Source organism: Chondromyces apiculatus DSM 436 (genome assembly GCF_000601485.1).
GTDB classification, from domain to species: Bacteria; Myxococcota_A; Polyangia; order Polyangiales; family Polyangiaceae; genus Chondromyces; species Chondromyces apiculatus.
Genome location: NZ_ASRX01000001.1, coordinates 1 through 18,660 on the forward strand (window position 1 = coordinate 1; position 18,660 = coordinate 18,660).

At 70.7% G+C, this 18,660-nt stretch carries 13 protein-coding genes; 7 read left to right on the forward strand and 6 right to left on the reverse strand.

What is annotated here, in order from left to right; genetic code table 11:
• Positions 1-4: 4 nt before the first annotated feature.
• Positions 5-1,261 (reverse strand): DapH/DapD/GlmU-related protein, encoded by a 1,257-nt coding sequence (locus CAP_RS43335; RefSeq protein WP_052373863.1) that lies wholly within the window; start codon positions 1,259-1,261, stop codon positions 5-7.
• A gap of 358 nt (positions 1,262-1,619) precedes the next feature.
• On the reverse strand, positions 1,620-2,636 hold the full coding sequence (locus CAP_RS00010; protein ID WP_044234586.1) for a zinc-binding alcohol dehydrogenase family protein: 1,017 nt from the start codon (positions 2,634-2,636) through the stop codon (positions 1,620-1,622).
• A gap of 151 nt (positions 2,637-2,787) precedes the next feature.
• On the opposite strand from CAP_RS00010, the gene CAP_RS00015 reads away from it, so the two are divergent.
• From CAP_RS00015 to CAP_RS00025, 3 genes are all read left to right on the forward strand, one after another.
• On the forward strand, positions 2,788-4,791 hold the full coding sequence (locus CAP_RS00015) for a hypothetical protein (RefSeq protein WP_044234588.1): 2,004 nt from the start codon (positions 2,788-2,790) through the stop codon (positions 4,789-4,791).
• A gap of 70 nt (positions 4,792-4,861) precedes the next feature.
• A complete protein-coding gene (gene gorA / locus CAP_RS00020; protein WP_044234590.1) occupies positions 4,862-6,235 on the forward strand; it encodes a glutathione-disulfide reductase in 1,374 nt (457 codons plus the stop codon).
• A gap of 7 nt (positions 6,236-6,242) precedes the next feature.
• The gene (locus CAP_RS00025; protein ID WP_044234592.1) at positions 6,243-6,821 is read left to right on the forward strand and encodes a DUF420 domain-containing protein; all 579 of its coding nucleotides are present in this window, start codon (positions 6,243-6,245) and stop codon (positions 6,819-6,821) included.
• A gap of 17 nt (positions 6,822-6,838) precedes the next feature.
• Here CAP_RS00025 and CAP_RS43340 read toward each other — a convergent pair whose 3' ends face one another.
• On the reverse strand, positions 6,839-8,635 hold the full coding sequence (locus tag CAP_RS43340; RefSeq protein ID WP_052373864.1) for a serine/threonine-protein kinase: 1,797 nt from the start codon (positions 8,633-8,635) through the stop codon (positions 6,839-6,841).
• Between the two features lie 221 nt (positions 8,636-8,856).
• Between CAP_RS43340 and CAP_RS43345 the strand changes: the two genes are divergently transcribed.
• On the forward strand, positions 8,857-10,518 hold the full coding sequence (locus CAP_RS43345) for a serine/threonine-protein kinase (protein WP_269324125.1): 1,662 nt from the start codon (positions 8,857-8,859) through the stop codon (positions 10,516-10,518).
• A 1-nt stretch (position 10,519) separates the two neighbouring features.
• Here CAP_RS43345 and CAP_RS00040 read toward each other — a convergent pair whose 3' ends face one another.
• The gene (locus CAP_RS00040) at positions 10,520-11,245 is read right to left on the reverse strand and encodes a tyrosine-protein phosphatase (protein ID WP_044234594.1); all 726 of its coding nucleotides are present in this window, start codon (positions 11,243-11,245) and stop codon (positions 10,520-10,522) included.
• Positions 11,246-11,301: 56 nt separating this feature from the next.
• Between CAP_RS00040 and CAP_RS00045 the strand changes: the two genes are divergently transcribed.
• The 3 genes from CAP_RS00045 to CAP_RS00055 all read left to right on the forward strand — a co-directional run bounded on the left by CAP_RS00045 (position 11,302) and on the right by CAP_RS00055 (position 15,208).
• The gene (locus tag CAP_RS00045; RefSeq protein ID WP_231510991.1) at positions 11,302-11,760 is read left to right on the forward strand and encodes a hypothetical protein; all 459 of its coding nucleotides are present in this window, start codon (positions 11,302-11,304) and stop codon (positions 11,758-11,760) included.
• 220 nt (positions 11,761-11,980) lie between these two features.
• Positions 11,981-13,129: an ArsA family ATPase gene (locus CAP_RS00050; protein WP_044234596.1), complete on the forward strand. Its 1,149-nt coding sequence runs from the start codon at positions 11,981-11,983 to the stop codon at positions 13,127-13,129.
• Between the two features lie 129 nt (positions 13,130-13,258).
• A complete protein-coding gene (locus CAP_RS00055; RefSeq protein WP_156040348.1) occupies positions 13,259-15,208 on the forward strand; it encodes a hypothetical protein in 1,950 nt (649 codons plus the stop codon).
• 51 nt (positions 15,209-15,259) lie between these two features.
• On the opposite strand, the gene der is transcribed toward CAP_RS00055, so the two are convergent.
• Entirely contained in the window at positions 15,260-16,711 is a 1,452-nt protein-coding gene (gene der, locus CAP_RS00060; RefSeq protein WP_081864397.1) for a ribosome biogenesis GTPase Der, read from the reverse strand.
• Positions 16,708-18,648, reverse strand: coding sequence for a GTPase Era (era, locus tag CAP_RS54795; protein WP_081864398.1), 1,941 nt, complete (start codon positions 18,646-18,648; stop codon positions 16,708-16,710). Before era ends, der begins: the two co-directional genes overlap by 4 nt.
• Positions 18,649-18,660: the final 12 nt, after the last annotated feature.

The following is an 18,660-nucleotide window of genomic DNA, read 5'->3' on the forward strand; positions in this document are numbered from 1 at the left end:
TGGGTCATGAGGTCACCGATGGGGCGGCGGGCGGCGCGGGCGGCGCGGGCGGCGCGGGCTGCGAGGGTGGGCGCGCAGCGGACGGGAGCGGCGCGGCCTCCAGCGGGACCGGGGTCGCGAGGGAGGCGATGTCGAGCGCGGCGGCGTGGGCAGAGCCGAGGGACTGGATGAGCGACCAGATGGCGCGGGGCGTGCGCACCGCGACCCATTGGTCGTTGGGGAACTCGATGGTGAAGCGGTCCTCCAGCTCGTTGCGGAGGCTCATCATGTTGATGGAGGTGAAGCCGGCGTCCTGGATGTCGTCGTCGGGGCCGATGCGGGAGAGCTTGCCGAGTTCGAGGATCATGGAGGTCACCACGTCGATGCCGCCGCCGGTGACCGGGGCGCCCGTGGCGTCACCCGAGGGGCGCGCCTCGAAGGCGGCCGCGGCGAGCGGTACGGCGCTCGGGGCGGCGGAGGACGCGGAAGAAGACGTGGAAGAAGACGTGGAAGAAGACGTGGGAGAGACGCGGACGTTGCGCGGGGCGCTGGTGGAGGCGCGCCCCGGGTCGGACGAGGGCTGGTCGCGGAGGGAGCGCACGACGCGGGCGGGGTTGCCGGCGACGACAGTGTAGGGCGGGACGTCCGAGAGGACCGCGGAGCCCGCGGAGACGACGCTGCCTTCGCCGACGGTGACGCCGGGGAAGATCATGGCGCCGGTACCGATCCAGACGTTGTCCTCGATGACGATGGGGCGGACCTCTTCTTCGGGCGGGGGCGCGCCGGCGAGGCGGGTGGCGGGATCGGCTGGGTGGCCATTGGAGTCGAACATGAACACGCGGGCGGCGATGCGGCAGTCGCGGCCGACGGTGATCGCCTTGCCCACGGTGAAGCGGCACTCGTGGCTGATGGTGGTGCCGTTGCCGATGCGCAGGGTGGGGCGCTCGGAGAAGCGGGAGGCGAAGATGATGAGCACCTGCCCGTCGAGCGTGACGTTGTCGCCGAGGATCAGGTCGCCATTGCCGCGGATCCAGTGAATCCAGGTGCCGCTGTGCACGTTCTCGCCGTACTCCTTGGCGTACGACTTGAGCAGGGGCTCGCTGACAAACACCCGGGCGCCGAAGTAGTAGGCCTCGCGCGCCGCCTCGAAGGCCATGCGCAGGGGCAGGACGACGGGACGCGGCGCTGGGACCGCGAAGCCCTTCACCGCCTGGCGCAGCCCGCGAGCCGCGCGGGCGAGTGGATGATCGGAGGTGGCGAGGAACCTGTAGGGATTCGTCATAGCCTTTCCATGTGCGGCGTTCTGAGCCCGCTAGCTGCCGCAGTGTTGCAAATGATCGGCGCGCTGGGGAACCCCGAAGGCGGGTACCAGGGGACATAGTTGAGCGATCCCGCTCACGGCAAGCGGTGCAACTTTCGAATCGTGGTCGAGGTGGATCGCTCCCGAATCCCCGTTCCCGTCATATGTCTGCGTCCTCCCGGCTCGCAGGTGGGCTTCCGTTCCGGCGCGAGCATCCCGCGCATGACGTGACATGACGTGGTGGGGCGATGCGTGGGTGAGGCGGAGGCGAGACGGAGGCGCGGTGGGAGCGCGGCGGAAGCGCGGCGGAAGCGCGGCGGAAGCGCGGAGGCGCTTCTGTTCAGCCCCAGCCTTCGAGGGCGATCTTGCCGGCCGTGTGGCCACTTTCGAGCTGGGCGTGGGCGCGGCGCAGGTTCTCCGCGTTGATGGTGCCGAGCTTGTCACGGAGGGTGCCGCGGATGCGGCCGGCGTCGATGTGGTCGGCGACGGCGTCGAGGATCGCGTGCTGCTCCTGCATGTCGTCGGTCCTGAACATGGCGCGGGTGAACATCATCTCGAAGATGAAGCCGGCGCTCTTGCCCTGGAGGCGGGTGACGTTCACCGGGGTCTTGGTCTCGACGATGCTGACGATGCGACCCTGGGGGCGGATGAGATCGGCCATGGTGTCCCAGTAGGCGGCGGTGTCGACGAAGTTCGCGATGTAGTCGACGGTCTTGATGCCGAGCGCGGAGAGCTCCTCGGTGAGGGGCTTCCGGTGATCGATGACGTGGTCGGCGCCGAGCTCGCGGCACCAGGCCTGGCTCTCGGGGCGGGAGGCGGTGGCGATGACCTGGAGGCCCCAGAGCTTGGCGATCTGGATGCCGATGGAACCGACGCCGCCGCCGCCGCCGATGATGAGCAAGCTGCGCCCGGCGTGGGCGCCCGCGGGGTCGATGCCGAGGCGGTCGTGGAAGCACTCCCAGGCGGTGAGGGTGGTGAGCGGGAAGGCCGCGGCCTCGGCCCAGCCGAGAGAGCGAGGCTTCTTGCCGACGATGCGCTCGTCGATGAGGTGCAGCTCGCTGTTGCAGCCGGGCCGGGTGATGTCGCCAGCGTAGTAGACCTCGTCGCCGGCCTTGAAGAGGGTGACGTCGGGGCCCACGGCCTCGACGACGCCCGCGGCATCCCAGCCGAGGACGCGGGGGGAAGGCTCGATCTTGTCCTTCGGGGAGCGGACCTTGGTGTCCACGGGATTGACGGCGACGGCGCGGACTCGGACCAGGAGATCACGCCCGGTCGGGGTGGGGTCGGGCAGCGTGACGTCGAGGAGGGACTCGGGGTCGTCGATGGGCAGGTAGCGGGTGAGGGCGACGGCTTTCATGAGGGTGCGCTGTTATCATGGCGCCACGGCGGCCGCTGGGGCTCCGTGCGCGGATGCTCTTCGGGTCTCGGGTCTCGGCTCTCGGGTGACCAGGCACCTCGCGTCCCCCGCCGTCTCGCGGCGACCTGTCGGGAGGTGTACGCTGCCGCGGGTGACGCCGGACGACATCTCCAGGCGCTCGCGGCAGATCGAACGCAAGGTCGTGAGCACGGTGGCCTCCGGGCTCATCACCGGCTTCATTTTCGCGACGGTGGGCACCCTCTTCGGTCGCTGGGGGATGCTGATCGGCGGGGGGCTGTCGGGTGGCCTGGTGATGATGCGCGGCGGGCGCGAGGTGCTGCGGAGGATGCGCTCGCTGGCGACCGACGTGCTGAACACGTCGTTCAACCTGATCGCGCTCGGGCACCTCGGGGAGGCGGACGCGCTGCTCGACTGGATCGAGGCGAAGCCGCGCTTCGTGTGGGTCGAGCGGCTCGTCGACATCCAGCGGGCGATCATCGGGCTGCGCCGCGGGGATCTGGCGGTCGCCCATGCGCGGATCGAGTCGGCGCTCTCGCGGCCCGTGGGCGGGCACGCGCGCGAGAACGCGCTGCAGCAGATCGAGGGCGCGCGGGCGCTGCGGGCCCTGGTGCGCGCGGGGCTCGGGCGACCGGAGGGGGCGCGGGAGGACATCGCGTACGTGCGGGGTGGAGCCGCGCCGAGCGAGACCGCGCTCGCGAAGGTGGCGCTCGCGGAGGCGATGATCCTGGAGCGCGCCGGGGAGCGGGAGGCGCTGCGGAAGCTTCTGGAAGAGGAGCGGGATCTCTTGCTGGAGCACACTCACCCGCGGGAGCGGGCGATCGTGCGGGCCTACCAGCGGATGCTGCGCTCGGCGCGCAGCTCGGTCTACCGGCAAGGGGCGGCGCAGGTGCGGCGTGAGGCGACCCTCGACGAGCCGACGCTCGCGGATTGGGTGGCCCGGGTGGCGCCAGGGGCTGCGCCGTTCGTGCGCGCGGGGATGCGTGACACGCAGGCCTCGACGACCGCGGTGGAGGCGGCGCTCGGTCCGCCGGGGGCTTCGGGGGCGGCGCGCCGGGCGGTGATGGCGGCGCGGGAGGAGGCGGCGGCGGCGCGACGAAGGGCGCGGCTCCAGTCGATGACGACGCTGGCACTCGGGGTCGGCGGGGTGACCCTCATGTGCGCCGTGTTCCTGGAGAAGGTGGTCAAGTCGGTCGTCATGGGTGATCGGTACGACGCGTCCTCCTGGCTCGCGTCGGAGTGGGTGCTGTACCTGGCTCCGCTGCTCATCCTCGCGGTGATGCTCTACAGGGGCGCGCATCGCCGGAAGCCGCAGGCGAAGGGGGCATGGCGGTCGACAGACGAGGAGCGCAGCGGGAGCAGGGCGCGGGGCGGGAACGAGGCGCGCGGAGCGGGTGAGGCGCGCGGAGCGGTTGCGCGAGGAGAGGAGGGCCCGAGGCGCCGGGTGCGTGTCGGGCCAGACGAGGCGACGCTGCGGACGATCGCGGAGCAGGGGACGGGCGTGGAGGCAGCGCAGGCGCACCTGCGCCTCGCCCTGGAGGCCGAGCGGCGCGCCGATTTCGAGGCGGCGCTGGCGCATGCGACCCGGGGGATGGGCCGGCTCGTCGATCCGAGGACCCGGGCGGCATCGGACGTCGTCTTCCCGGATCTGGTGTCGCTCCGGGCGTTCGCGCTGGCGGCCTGTGATCGGGGCCAGGAGGCGGAGGCGGAGATCGGGACCCTCGGGGCGCGGTACCCGGACCACGCGCGGTCGGTGTTCCGGGTGCGGCTCATGCAGCGGGTGCGCGAGGGTGATCTCGCGGCGGCAGCGGCGTGGGTGGCGCAAGGGGAGACAGATCTGCCGCTCAGTGTGCGGGAGGAGATGCTGGCAGACCTGACGCTCGCGGCAGCGGCGCCCGATCGGGTGGGCGCGGGTGAACTCTTTCGGATCCGGGACGAGCTGCGGACGGCTCCGGAACTCAGGCACTGGATCGAGGTGGCTGCGCCGGGGGTGTTGCGGGCGCTCGAAGGGGGCCATGTGCAAGGTGCTGAGCGCGAGGCCGAGGGTGAAGCCGAGCGCGAGGCCGAGGGTGAAGCCGAGCGCGAGGCCGAGGAGATGGTGCAGGCGCCGCGCCGGGAGCTTTCGCGCCTGGGGTGACGGGGCCGCGGCCTTGATCTAGTAGTACTGCGTGTCTCCTGGATCAGGGGGACAGGCGCTGCAGGACACCATGACCACTTCCCACGACTACGATCTGTTCGTCATCGGCGCTGGTTCGGGGGGCGTGCGCGCCGCCCGGATATCGGGCAGCTACGGGGCGCGTGTTGCCATCGCGGAGGGCAAGGCCCTCGGGGGGACCTGCGTCAACGCGGGGTGCATTCCGAAGAAGCTGCTCTACTACGCCAGCCACTTCCACGAGGACTTCGAGGATGCGGCGGGGTACGGGTGGGGCGCGAGCGCGCCGGACTTCGACTGGCCGACGCTGATCCGCAACAAGGACAAGGAGATCGAGCGGCTGAACGGGATCTACGGCCGGCTGCTCTCCAACGCCGGCGTGGAGCTGTTCCGGGGTCACGCGAAGGTTGTCGGGCCGCACGAGGTGGAGGTGGACGGTCGGCGGGTGAGCGCCGCGCGGATCCTGGTGGCCACCGGGGGGAAGCCGCGCTTGCCGGACATCCCCGGCAAGGCGCTGGGGATCACCTCCGACGAGGCGTTCCACCTGCCGAAGGTGCCGAAGCGGGTGGTGATCAGCGGCGGCGGGTACATCTCCGTGGAGTTCGCGGGGATCTTCAACGGGCTCGGGGCGGAGGTGACGCTGGCCGTGCGCGGCCTGCACCTGCTCAACGGGTTCGATGACGACATCCGCACCTTCCTCTCCGAGGAGATGCGCAAGAAGGGGGTCGACATCCGGTCGAACACCCAGGTGAGCCGCCTGGAACGGCGCGAGAACGGGGCGCTGCGGGTGGAGCTGCAGGACGGGAGCGAGATCGAGGCCGACACGGCGATGTTCGCGATCGGGCGGGTGCCGAACGTGGAAGGGCTGGGCCTCGAAGACGTGGGGGTGAAGCTCGGGCCGCAGGGGACCGTGATCGTGGACGACGGCTTCCAGACTTCGGTGAAGTCGATCTACGCGATCGGCGACGTGATCGGTCGGATGGCGCTGACGCCGGTGGCGATCGCGGAGGCGATGGCGCTGTCGCGGGCGCTGTTCAAGAACGAGCCGCTGAAGATGGACTACAGCAACATCCCGACGGCGGTGTTCAGCCAGCCGAGCATCGGGACCGTGGGCCTGACCGAGGCGCAGGCGCGGGAGCAGTGCGAGAAGGTGGACGTGTACGTGTCGACGTTCAGGCCGCTGCGGCACACGCTGAGCGGGCGCCAGGAGAAGACGATGATGAAGATCCTGGTGAACAAGGCGAACGACAAGGTGCTCGGCGTGCACATGGTCGGCCCCGACGCAGGCGAGATCATCCAGGGCTTCGCCGTGGCCCTGAAATGCGGGGCGACCAAGGCCCAGTTCGACGCCACGGTCGGCATCCACCCGACCTCGGCCGAGGAGCTGGTGACCATGCGTGAGCCCCTGCCCGACGCGCCCCGCTCCTGAAGCACCCATGTCACCCGAAGCTCAGAACCCTCTCCGGCCCGTGCCGCTCCTCGCCCGCACCAGCGACCGGAGCTTCTACGTGTTCAACGCGGTGCTCTCGACGGTGGCGCTCGCGTTCCTCGCCTACATCCTGCTGGTGCGGAGAGGGGGAGGCGGGGCCGATCTGCGGTTCTTGCCGCCCGTGAACGCGGCGTTCAACGCGTCCGCGGCGGCGCTGCTGGTGGCCGCGTGGGTGGCCATCAAGCGGCGCGCGATCCTGACGCACAAGTACCTGATGGTGGCGGCGTTCGTGGCGTCGTCGCTCTTCCTGGTCTGCTACCTCGCCTACCACTTCGTCCACGGGGACACGAAGTTCCAGGGGACGGGGCCGGTGCGCGCGCTCTACTTCTTCATCCTCATCTCGCACATCGTGCTGTCGATGGGGATCGTGCCGATGGCGCTCGCGTCGTTCTACTTCGCCTTCAAGGCCTCCTTCGCGCGGCACCGCGCCGTGGCGCGGGTCCTGCTCCCGATCTGGCTCTACGTGTCGGTCACCGGGGTGGTGATCTTCTTCATGTTGCGGGGGAGCCCCACGGCTGTTCCGTAGGTGCCGCGCGCCCCGGGTCAGGGCCCCCGCGTTCCGGCGGGTCGCTTGGCCCTGAGGACGGGGCGAGGTGAAGGCGCGGGGAGGAGAGACGTGGGAGAGGTGCGGGACGAGGGGCAGGTCGGGGGGGAGGTCGGGGGGGAGGTCGGGGAGCGGGGGGAGGTGACAAGGGAGGTGGCGGTGAAAGGGACGCCGCCATCGCAGGGCTCACCCGTGGGCTGGGGAGCGTCGGGCAGCGGGGGTTCGGCGGGGACATCTGCCGCGTCATGGGCGCCGGGGGAGGGCTGCGTGGTCACCGCGGCGTAGGTGATCTCGGGGGCGCTCCGGGCACGCTCGTGGGCGGGTGGTTCGTCTTCCCAGGGGTCTGCCGCGAGGACGGCTTCCTCTCCGGCGCGGGTGACGAGCGCCGAGGCCGCGAGGAGGGCGAGGAGGGAGAGGAGGCCGAGGGGTCTGCCGCGCCCGCGGGTGTCGGGCGCCGCGGGGAGCGTCATCAGGTCCGCTGGCGCCGAGGAGATCGGGTCGGCGTCGTCTTCCGGGGGAGGTTCTCCCACGCTGGAGATCCTCGCGGTTCCCTGTCCCTCGACGCGCGTGGCTTCCTGGTGCTTGGCCTCGGCGATGGAGAGGCGGATCTGGAAGGAGGGCGGGGTGGACTCTGCCTCGTCGTCGTCGTCGCAGGTGCCGTGCGGGGGTGTTTCGCTGCACGGGTCGAGGTGGGCTCCGGTGCGTGATCTCGGGGCGCTGTGTCTTGCCTCGTCGAGCTGGGCGGCGGTCCGGACGATGCGCTCGCGTCGCTCTTCGGAGGAGCCCGGCAGGAGGGTGTGGACCAGGGCGGCAGCGTGCGCGTGCGAGAAGAGGGTGCGCTCCTCGGAGGTGCCGGTCAGGGCATGTGAGGCGCGCAGGTCGCCTAGCGTGTGGTTGATGAGTTCCAGCACGCGCCCCAGCTCGAGGGTGCTGTCGAACCTGTCGGCTGGATCCTTGGCGAGCGCGCGCATGATGAGGGCGTCGAGGGTGCGGGGCATGTCGGGGACGAGTTCGCGCGGCGAGAAGGGGACGCGCGAGGCGATGTTCTGAACGGTCTCGATGGCGCTCCTGCCCCGGAACGGGTGGTGATCGGTGCAGAGGACGTAGAGCATGATCCCGAAGGAGAAGATGTCGCTGCGCCTGTCGATCTCGTGGCCTGCGATCTGCTCCGGGGAGAAGTAGCCGGTCTTGCCCTTGATGACGCCGACGCGGGTGATCTGGGCGCGGCGACGCGATTTGGCGACGCCGAAATCCACGATCTTCACCCTGCCGTCGGTGGTGACCATCACGTTCTGAGGGGAGACGTCGCGGTGCACGAGCTGGAGGAGTTCGCCGTCGGCGTCGCGGGCCTCATGGGCCGCATGCAGGCCGATGCAGGCGGCCGCGGCGACGTGGAGGACCCAGCGGGTGGGTAACCGGCCGCCCCGGGCGCGCTGGGCGGCGTCGAGCCGGGCGAGAGATTCGCCCTCGATCCACTCCATGGCCAGGTAGAGCTGTCCGCGGTCCTCGCCGTAATCGAGGACCCGGCAGATGTTGGGGTGGACGATGCGCGCGGCGGTCCGGGCCTCGTCGAGGAACATGGCGCGGCCCTCGGGATCTTCCCGGAGCACGTCCGAGAGGACCTTCACGGCCACGATGTCGTCCGCACCCGTGACTCCCCGACGGCGCGCTGCCCAGATGGTGGCCATCCCGCCTTCGGCCGCCTGGAACAGGAGTTCGTAGGGGCCTACCGTGTCGCCGGTTACGAGCCCGGTCGTCGCCCCGGGCACATGGTCGACCGTGCTGTTTCCGTTCATGACAAGCCTCCTCCGCCACGCCCCGAGTGCCGTCTTGTCTCTGGGATGACGTGACGTGCTCGGGCCTTGTGGAGCTATCGATCGTCGCACCTCTGCCTCATGCCTCGGTCGAATGGGAGGCCGACTTCACCAGCACCAGAGGGTGATGGACTACGTACAATCGCTTCGAGCGAGGGCGAGGAAGACTGGCCAATGTTCGTTCAATGCGCCACACATAGAGGGTGGGGGGCGCACTGCATCTCGGCTCGGGGACGTCCCTCGGGCGTTATGAGCTCGTTCTGAGGGTCGCCTCGGGCGGCATGGGCGAGGTCTGGGCGGCGCGATCCAGGAAAGAGCAGAGCGCCCAGCAGCTCGTCGCGATCAAGGTGCTGCGGCCGGAGCTTGCTGAAGATCCGGCCTTGCAGCGGATGTTCCTCGACGAGGCGGAAGTCGCCGCGCGGATCCGGCATCCCAATGTCGTGCACGGTGTGGACCGAGGGCGATACCTGGGAACGCCTTATCTGGTGATGGAATGGGTGGCCGGTGAGCCGCTCTCCGCGGCGCTCCGGGGCGCCGCAGGGCAGCCAGCGCCTCCGCTCGTGGCGGCGCGGATTGCCTATCAGATCTGCGCAGGCCTCGCATCGGCGCACGAGCTGTGTGATGACGAAGGGAGGCCTCTCGGGCTGGTTCATTGCGATGTTTCACCCGAGAATGTGCTGATTACGTCGGAAGGGCTGGTGCGGCTCGTCGATTTCGGTGTGGCCGTCTATGGTGGGCCGCCCCTGTCGGAGCGGAGCGGGCTGACCTCGGTGGAGGGGTGGACCGCCGCGCCGCCTCCTTCCAGCAAGCGCGGGGAGCTGCGCGGGAAGGCTCCGTACATGGCTCCCGAGCACATCCTGGGGGCGCCGAGCGATCGTCGGGCCGATCTCTTCGCGGTGGGGATCCTGCTCTACGAGATGCTGGCGGGGTGCCATCCCTTCCTCGCCGACGATGACGAGATCACCATGACCCGCATCGCCAGCGAGTCGCCCGCGGCGCCGATCTCGTCGCGTCCACGTCCGCGGGTCAGGGTCTCGGAGCTGCCACCGCCGCCCGTGACGCCTGCGCTGGAGCGGGTGGTGTCGGCTGCGCTCGCCAAGGCGCCCGGTGACCGTTACCAGGACGCGGGGGCGCTGATGCGGGCGCTGGAGGAGGCGGTGCCAGGCGCGGCTCTCCCGAGCAGCGATGTGGTGGTCGCGAGCTGGCTCCACGGTGTCCTGGGCGACGCGCTGCAGGTGCGGGCCCTTCGGCTGCACGAGGCGCTGGAGCAGGTGAGGCGCAGGAGTGAGCGTGGTGAGGGGAGCGCGCGGCATGCGCTGCGGCGACCCTTCGAGGTGGCGGTCGGGGCGGCGCTGACAGGGGAGGGCGAGGGGTCGCCGTCGCATGCGTCGGGCATCTTTCCCACGGCCTCGGGGGTCTTCCCGAGCGATGGCGGGAGTGTGGAGGTCGAGGCGCGCGGAGAGGCCGTCCGTGAGCCCTGCCCCGAGAGCCGCCGGGACGGGGCGCTGGCGCGCGCGAGTGCTGCGGTGGTGGTGGCCGCGGTGACCTGCGCGCTCTTCGGATCTGCCGCGACAGGCGACAGCAATGTGCCTGGTTCGGGGCTCGATCCGGATCCTCCCTCGTCACGCGCCGGCCGCGCCGACCGCGCCGTGGGTCGGTCGTTGCACGCGGCGGCGCGTTCGGCGACCCGACCCACGGCGCAGCCCAGCGCGCGCTCTGCGTCACGCGCCGAGGGGGAGGCGCGCGCGCGCGCCGAGGAGGAAGGGATGTTCCGGCCCGCGGTGCTCGACGTGTCGGCGCCTTCGGTGGAGCTGCCGGCGGGAGGGAATGCCGGGGGAGAAGCCGGGGGGCCGCTCGGGCCGTGATTCACTCCTCGATCTGGCCGTCGAGGATGCTCCGGGGGCCCTCGGCCAGGAGGAACGTGGCTTCCTCGGGGCCGACCCGCGCGAACAGGGCGGCGATGCCCTTCTCGACGTCGACGACGTCCTTCGCCTGGTGGGCGTCGCTGCAGGCGGCGTAGTAGTAGCCCTCCTCGAGCAGCTCCTCGGCGGCGCGTCGGGGCGCGCGGCCGTACTTGCCGGCGAGCGCGGCGACGTCGAGCAGCAGGAGGGCGCCTCCGTCGATGAGGGGGTCGAGGAGCGTGCGGTCGCGGAAGACCGGCTCGTAGCGCTCGGGATGGGCGAGCACGGGGCGGATGCTGCGGCGTCGGAGATCGAAGAAGCGGTGGGTCACGCGGACCGGGAAGCTGCGGCTCGGGAACTCGACGAGCGCGGCATGTCCACCAGGGTAGGGGAGGGCGCGGCCTTCGAGGAGGCGCTGGTACACCACGTCGTCGAAGAAGTGCTCGGAGGAGAGGCCGAGCGCGGGGAGGCCAGGGACGCTCCGGAGAGCCGCGCAGGTGGCCTCGTAGGCGGTGGAGAGGTGCTCGCGGGTGTTGTCGAACATGCCAGGGCGCATGTGGGGCGTCGCGATCACGGTGTCGAAGCCGACTGCGCGCAGCGCAGCGAGCAAAGCGGCGCTCTCGGCAAAGTTCTTCGCTCCATCATCGACGCCAGCGACCCAGTGAGAATGCAGGTCGATGAAGCCGCGCATGCGGTCACGTTACCAAATTTGGCCGCCACTGCGTGCAGCGCGCATGCTTTGTCGCGATGCAAGCGAACGAGCGTCCCGCTTTCCACGCCCCGGCCGCCGCGACCGCCGAAGGCGCTCACCCACCCTCTTCCTCTCCTTCTTCCGAGCGGCGACGTCGGCGCAGCGAGGATCCGGTCACCGCGCTTCACTACCAGCTCGCTGCGGCGCGTTCGGCCGGGCACCTGGAGGCGGTGGTGCTGGTCGACGACAGCGGTTGTCTGGTCGCAGGGGCGGGGGCGTGGCCCGTCTGCGAGGAGCTGGCCGCCTACGCTCCGTTGCTCGCCAATCCCAGCGCCGTTGCGAGCGCTTCGGTCGGTTCGCGGGTGGCAGCGCTGAGCCCCGAGGTCGAGGTGCGCAGCCTCGACTTCGATGGCGCGGAGGTGCTGCTCTGTGGACGGGGTGGGGCCGCTGCCCGGGGCGACTCGATGAGCCGGGCGGCGGCGGGGTGCCTGCGCATCCTGCGCGCGGCTGCCTGAGCGAGATCGAGGTGTGGCGTTGTGCCTCGACCGCCTCGCCGTGCCACGGGGTGATGCCTCGGGCATGAAGACGCAGGGCAAGGGGGCTTCGCCGCCGACCCTCGGTTCGTGCTAAAGGCGCCACGTGACACCCCCTGCACGGTCCGGTCAGCCCCCATCATCGCCGTCCGTCCGGCGATCTCACGCTGGCCACGCGGGCACTCCCTCCGGCCTCGGCGCGTTGCTCGACAGCCGCCGGGTGATCCTCTGCGTCGGCTGTGGTGGTGTCGGCAAGACGACCACCTCGGCAGCGCTGGGTCTCGCCGCAGCGCGGCGCGGCAAGCGGGTCCTCTGCCTGACCATCGACCCTGCCCGGCGCCTCTCCCAGAGCCTCGGCATCGAGGAGATGACCACCGAAGCGCAGGCCATCGATCCGGCGGTGTTCAGGCAGGCCGGGGTCGAGGTGCCCGGGTCGATGACGGTGATGATGCTCGACACGAAGTCGACGTTCGACAGCCTCGTCACCCAGCTCGCGCCGACGGCGGAGCAGCGGGACCGCATCCTGGGCAACGTCCTCTACAAGTACATTTCCACGTCCCTGGCAGGCACCCAGGAGTACATGGCGATGGAGAAGCTCTATGCGGTGAAGGACGACCCTGCGTACGACATCATCCTGCTCGATACGCCGCCGACCACGAACGCGCTCGACTTCCTCGATGCACCCGAGCGCCTCGTGGGGGCGATCGACAGCGCCGCGACCCGTTGGTTCGTTCAGGCGTTCGAGAGCTCGGGGAAGCTCTCGCTCAACCTCCTGGCCCGGTCGACCGCGGCCGTGCTCAAGGGCATGGGCAAACTGACCGGCTCCGGCTTCCTGGAGCAGGTCGCCTCGTTCATCTCGGAGATCAACACCGTCTTCGGTGGGTGGAAGGCCCGGGCCGAGACGGTCTCTGCCGCGCTCCGGGGGCCAGATGTCGCCTATGTGCTGGTCACCACGCCAGATCCGCTCTGCGTCCGCGAGGTGCTCTTCTTCGCCGAGCGGTTGCGGGAGCAGAAGATGCGGCGTGACGCGTTCGTGGTGAATCGGGTTCACCCCATCTACGGGGCGCTGCCGGAGGAGAGCGCGCTCGCGGCGGCGCTCGAAGACGATCCCGTGCTCGGCGCTGACGCCGCAGCGCGTCTGCTCCGGGCAGCCGACGACGAGAGCCGGGTAGGCGCGCTCGACCAGCGTCACCTCGTGGACCTCGACGTCGCGCTCGCGTCCGAGCGGCGCAGCGGAAGCTTGCGCGTGGACGTGCCTGCATTCCCATACGACATCTACGACGTGGCGAGACTCTCCCGCGTCGCCGACGTACTCGCGCCGTTCGCGTCGTCCGCTGCGACGCCTCGCTGAGCTGGTTGGCTCTCCGCATGGCGCGTGCAACGTGGACACTGTCGCTCCGCCCGCTCGCCCCGGAGATCCCCGCATTTCTTGCGGCGATCTCACCTCGCATACCGCGGTGATCTGATAGCGTCTCCCGCCATGACGTTGTGGCAGTCGGGTGTGGCGGGGACCCTCGAGCAGCTCGTCACTCTGAAGGGGGAGGCGCGCGTCAGCGACGCGAATCTGGCGCGAGCGCTCCTCGCGTTGCGTGATGGTCGCGCCCTCCATGCGGCGCTGGCGGGGGTTGCTGGAGCGCGTGACACGCTGCTCCGCGTGGTGTGGCTCTTCTACGTCGCAGCGGCGCGCATCACGCCGCGATCGCTGGCGCTGGTGCCGGCGTCCGTGGACCTGCTGGAGGCCGGCGAGTGCACGCTCGAAGAGCTGCTCTCCCAGGCCATCGTGGCGCTGCTCCCGGGCAGCGACGACGACGCCGCGGAGCTCGCGGACATCGAGGCGCGGAGCGGTGACGATCTCGCCGCTGCCGTCGACGTGACGCTCGCGGCGCTGCGCGGCGGGGCGCTGGAGTCGCACGTCAACGTCATCGCGCGCCAGGTGGTCTCGGAGCTGGTGGACGCGATGCCGTTGTTTCGCGAGCAGCTCGGCGAGGGCGCGCTGCTCGCACTCTCGTCACCGCGCGCGGTGGCGCTCGACCTCGCAGACATGGCGAGCCTCGACATGGACCTGCTCGAGTTCAACGACGGGCACGACGGGGAGGACGGCGAGGAAGACGGCGGGGGGTTCGAGGACGAGTACGACGACGACGACGACGACGCGCTGGACGACGACGGCCTGGGTTCTTTCGAGCTGACCGATGAAGCGGTGTTGCTGCTCCTCCCGCCGGAGACGCGCTGCGTGGACATCCGCCACGCTGCCGCGGAGGTGAGGCTGTGGTGGAAGGAGCTCCGCGCGGCGACGCCAGAGCACGACGTCCACGTCGAGTGGTCGACGGCCGATGATCGGACGACGATCACCACTGCCTACGACTCGGGGCTCGACGTCATTTACATGATCGTGCAGGGGGAGGACCGGATGCCGCTCGCGGCGCGCATGGCGTCGCTGCTCGGGGGCGAGACGGAGGCCGAGGTGCTGGCGCGCCTCGGAGCGACGCGTGACCGCGAGACCTGGATGCTGGGGCTGTCACGTGTGGCGCTCATCGCCGAGCTGCGCCCCAACGCACCGGTGGGCGAGGCGCTCCGCGCAGCCCTGGAGCACGCCGAGCCCGAGGTGCGCCACACGGCGCTGCTCTTCGCTCCTCCAGACGCCATCGACGGGCTGGAGGAGGCCGTCCAGGGGATCGCGCTCGTCGACCCTTCACGCCGCGTGCGCGCGGCGGCGGCGCGGTGCCTGGGCCAGACGGCATTCACGCCGAGGCCTCCCCACAATTTCGCGGTCACCGCCCGGCTGACCGCGGTGCACCCCATTTCGAGGCGCGAGGTGATGCGCCTCGCCTGGGAAGCAGGCCTGTGGCTCGACGAGGTGCAGCCTGCCTGCAAGGGCCGCGCGCTGACGCTCACCTGGCTCACGTCCGATGGGCAGAGCGTGTTCCACTACCTGGAAGACGAGATCCGGAAGGCGCAGCTCTTCGTGATTCGCGGTGACGAGGAGGGAGATCTCACCCGGAAGCTCCAGGAGGCGTTCGCGCTCGTCCCCACGGCGTCGCTCGGGCAGGACGAGTCGGAGTCGGTGCCCTCTGGCGCGCTCAGGCTGGCGCTCCCGGGGAGCCTGACGATCCATGACGTGAGCCGTCGTCTCGCGCATCTGGGCTGGATCTGGTCGAGCGCGGAGCGCGACGAGGAGGACGAGTACGCGAGCATCACCTGGAAGAACCGGCAGGGGTGCTTGGCGACGCTGCGCCTCGGGATCACGCCTGCGCTCTGGCTCGAGGGCCCCGATGAGGTCGCGGCGGCTGCGCAGCTCCGGAGTGCGCTGCCGGTGCGTGACGCGCGTCAGCTTCTCGACGTCGACCACCTGGCGCTGGAGCTGGACGCCGCCGCGCGCCAGCAAGCCCTCCTCGAGGTCGCGGCCGTGGCTGGCATGATGGCGTCCTGACGCGCCCCCCGCTCCAAGAGCGCGGGGTGGCGCCGGTCGGCGCGCTCCGCGTCAGCGTTTCTCGGTCGACGCTTTGAGTTCGCGGCGGCGGCGGGCCTTGTACTTGACCCGCACCGGCACGCCGTCGAGCTTGAAGGTTTTGCGGAGCTGGTTGGCCACGTAGCGGCGGTAGCTGAAGTGGATCTTCTCCGGGTCGCTCGCGAGCACCACGAAGAGGGGCGGAGAGGTCTCGGCCTGGGTGATGTAGAACAGGCGCGGCGCCCGCCCGCCGTGGGTCGGCGGGGGGTGGGTGGCGAGGACCTGCTCGAAGAAGCGGTTCAGCTCCCCGGTGGGGACGCGCCGGCGGTAGACGTCGGACACGCTGGCGATCTGGTCGAGCAGCCGGTCGACGCCGCGGCCCGTCTTGGCGCTCACGGGAGAGACCTCGGCCCAGGGTACGAAGCTCAGCTTGTCGCGGGTGTCCTCTTCGGCCTTGTCCATCGTCTTGCGGTCGAGGAGGTCCATCTTGTTCAGGGCGATGACGACGCCGGTGCCGCGGTCCACGGCGAGGCCCAGCACCTTCGCGTCCTGCTCGGCGATCGGCTCGGCGGCGTCGCAGAGCAGGACGACCACCTCGGCGCGCTCCATGGCGCGGATGGCCTTGAGCACGCTCACGGCCTCGATGGGGCTGCCCTCCTTGTGGACCTTGGACTTGCGCCGGATGCCCGCGGTGTCGATGAGGAGGAATTTGCGGCCGCGCCGCTCGACCAGGATGTCGATCGCGTCGCGGGTGGTGCCGGGGCGCCCGTCGACGAGCATGCGTTCCTCGCCGAAGATGCGGTTCACGAGCGAGGATTTGCCGGCGTTGGGGCGCCCGATCAGCGCCACGCGGATGGCGTCCTCGTCCTCCCGAGGCTCGATGCGCGGCTCCCTGGGCAGGGCTGCCTCGATGGCGTCTTCGAGATCGCCGATGCCGCGGCCATGGAGCGCGCTCACCGAGAGGAGCTTGTCCATGCCGAGCCGGTACAGATCGGTGGCCTCTGTCTCGAGGCGGGGGTTGTCGGCCTTGTTGGCGACGTAGATCACGGGCTTCTGTGAGCGGCGCAGGAGGCCGAGCTCCGCGTGCTCGGCGGGGGTGACCGGCGCGCGGGCGTCGAGGACACAGACCACCACGTCCGCCTCGCCGATGGCCAGCTCGACCTGGCGGGCGATGCCCTGGCGCATGGGGTCGTCGCTCTCGGGATCGAGGCCGCCGGTGTCGACGAGCATGTAGCGCTTGGTGCCCGCGGTGGCGTCGGCGTAGTGCCGGTCGCGGGTCACGCCCGGCTCGTCGTGCACGATGGCGACGCGCCTGCCGACCAGCCGGTTGAAGAGGGTGCTTTTGCCCGTGTTGGGCCTGCCGACCAGCGCCACGAGGCCGTGGAGCGGCTCCCTGGGGGCCTCGGGGATCGGGGCGTCATCGTCGGGAATCTCCGCGTCGATGAACTCGTCTTCCTCAGTCCTCTTTCGTCGCGATGTGCTCACTGAGTGTCCTCCGCAGGCTCATCGCCTTCCGTGCTGTCGTCGTCATCATCGGCCTCGTCGGCCTCGTCGGCCTCGTCGGCCTCGTCGTCGTCGCCGGCCTCATCGTCGTCGCTGGCAGCGTCGCCGTGATCATCCACGCCGGCCTCGTCTTGGCCCTCGTCGATGTCGTCGTCGCCGATGTCGATCCCCTCCGGCTCCAGACCATCGTCCTCGTCGTCGGTGCCGAGTTCGACGATCTCACCGGCGGGCGCCTCGGTGTCGTCAGGGAGCTGCGCGTAGAGGAGCGTGCTGGCCTCGGAAGACGCTCCGGTCGCGCCGCGGTAGCCGAGCTGCTCGAGATCGCGGGACGATTTGCGCCAGTCGGGGGAGACGCGCACCCAGAGCTTCAGGTTGACCTGGCGCCCGACCAGCTCCTCGATGCGCCCTCGCGCTTGAGTGCCGATGCGCTTCAGCATCTCGGCGCCTGCACCGATGATGATCGCCTTCTGGCCAGGCCGCTCCACGTGGATGGTGGCGTCGATGTGCACGACGCCGCCACCGGCAGGCTCGAAGAAGCGGTCGATCTGCACCGCACAGGCGTGGGGGACCTCGGCCTTGGTGGCGCGCAGGATCTGCTCGCGCACATACTCCGAGGCGAAGAACCGGGTGGGTCGGTCGGTCATCTCCTCGGCGCCATACTGCCAGGGGGTTTCGGGCAGGTGCTTTGCCGCCTCGTCGAGCACCTCGTGCACGCCGTCTTTCCGGAGCGCGGAGAGCGGGATGATGGCCGCGAAGTCGCGGAGCTTTCCGAAGGCGGCCATCAAGGGCAGGAGGAGGCGCTTGTCGTGGATGCGATCGATCTTGTTGAGGATCAGGATCACGGGCGCCTCGGTGCCGAGGTCGGAGAGGAGGGTGACGTCGCCGGGGTGAGGCTGCGGTATGCGGGCCTTGTCACCCTGGGTGAACGGCATCTCGACCATGAACAGCACGAGGTCTGCGCTCCGCGCCGCCTCGCGTGCTGCCTCGTTCATCGCCCGGCCAAGCTCGGTCATCGGGCGGTGGAGGCCTGGCGTGTCGAGGAGGATCAGCTCCGCAGTGCCGTGGTGCGCCACGCCGAGGATCGCGTCCCGGGTGGTCTGGGGCGTGGGGGAGACGATCGCGAGGGGGTGGCCCAGCGCAGCGTTGAGCAGCGTGGACTTCCCCACGTTGGGGCGGCCCAGCAGCGCGACACGTCCGGAGCGAGGCGGACCTGACGGGAGTTCGCGGGGCTCGCGGGGTTCACGCAGCGGCTCACGGGGCTCACGGGGCTCACGCGGCTCGCGCGGCTCACGCGGCTCGCGCGGCCCCGCGCTCGTCCTGGTGGAGGCTCCACGAGGGCGGCCGTCGTCGCGGGTGCCAGGGGCGTTCCTGCCAGGACCACGAGGGTGGTCGGCGTCACGGGTGCCAGGACCCTTTCTGCCGGTAGGACCACGAGGGTGGTCGGCGTCGCGGGTGCCAGGACCCTTTCTGCCGGCAGGACCACGAGGGTGGTCGGCGTCGCGGGTGCCAGGACCCTTTCTGCCGGTAGGACCACGAGGGTGGTCGGCGTCGCGGGTGCCGGGGCCTCGCCTCGGGTCTCCTCCACGGCGAGCATCGGGCGTGCGGGGCTCGAAGCCCCGTGGGGTCCTGGGGCTGGGGCCGCGCCCGGCGTCGTCGCGCAGCCTCTCCTCGTCCAGCGGCTCGCGCCCGCGCGCGGGCGCCCCTGGACGGGGGCCGGAGGGCCTGGACGTCGCCGGCCGAGGGCCACGGGGCGGCGCCGACTTTCCCCCGGGAGGGCCGCCAGGCCTCGGCCTGGCTCCACCGGTTCCGGCCGTCTTCTTCGGGCCGCGCCCGGCTTGCCCGTTGTCGTTGCGTCCTTTCGTCACGTGGCGCGGATAGCAGACGGAAGCAGGGGCTACAAACGCTTCCCGGCGATCCATGGCCCCCCGGGG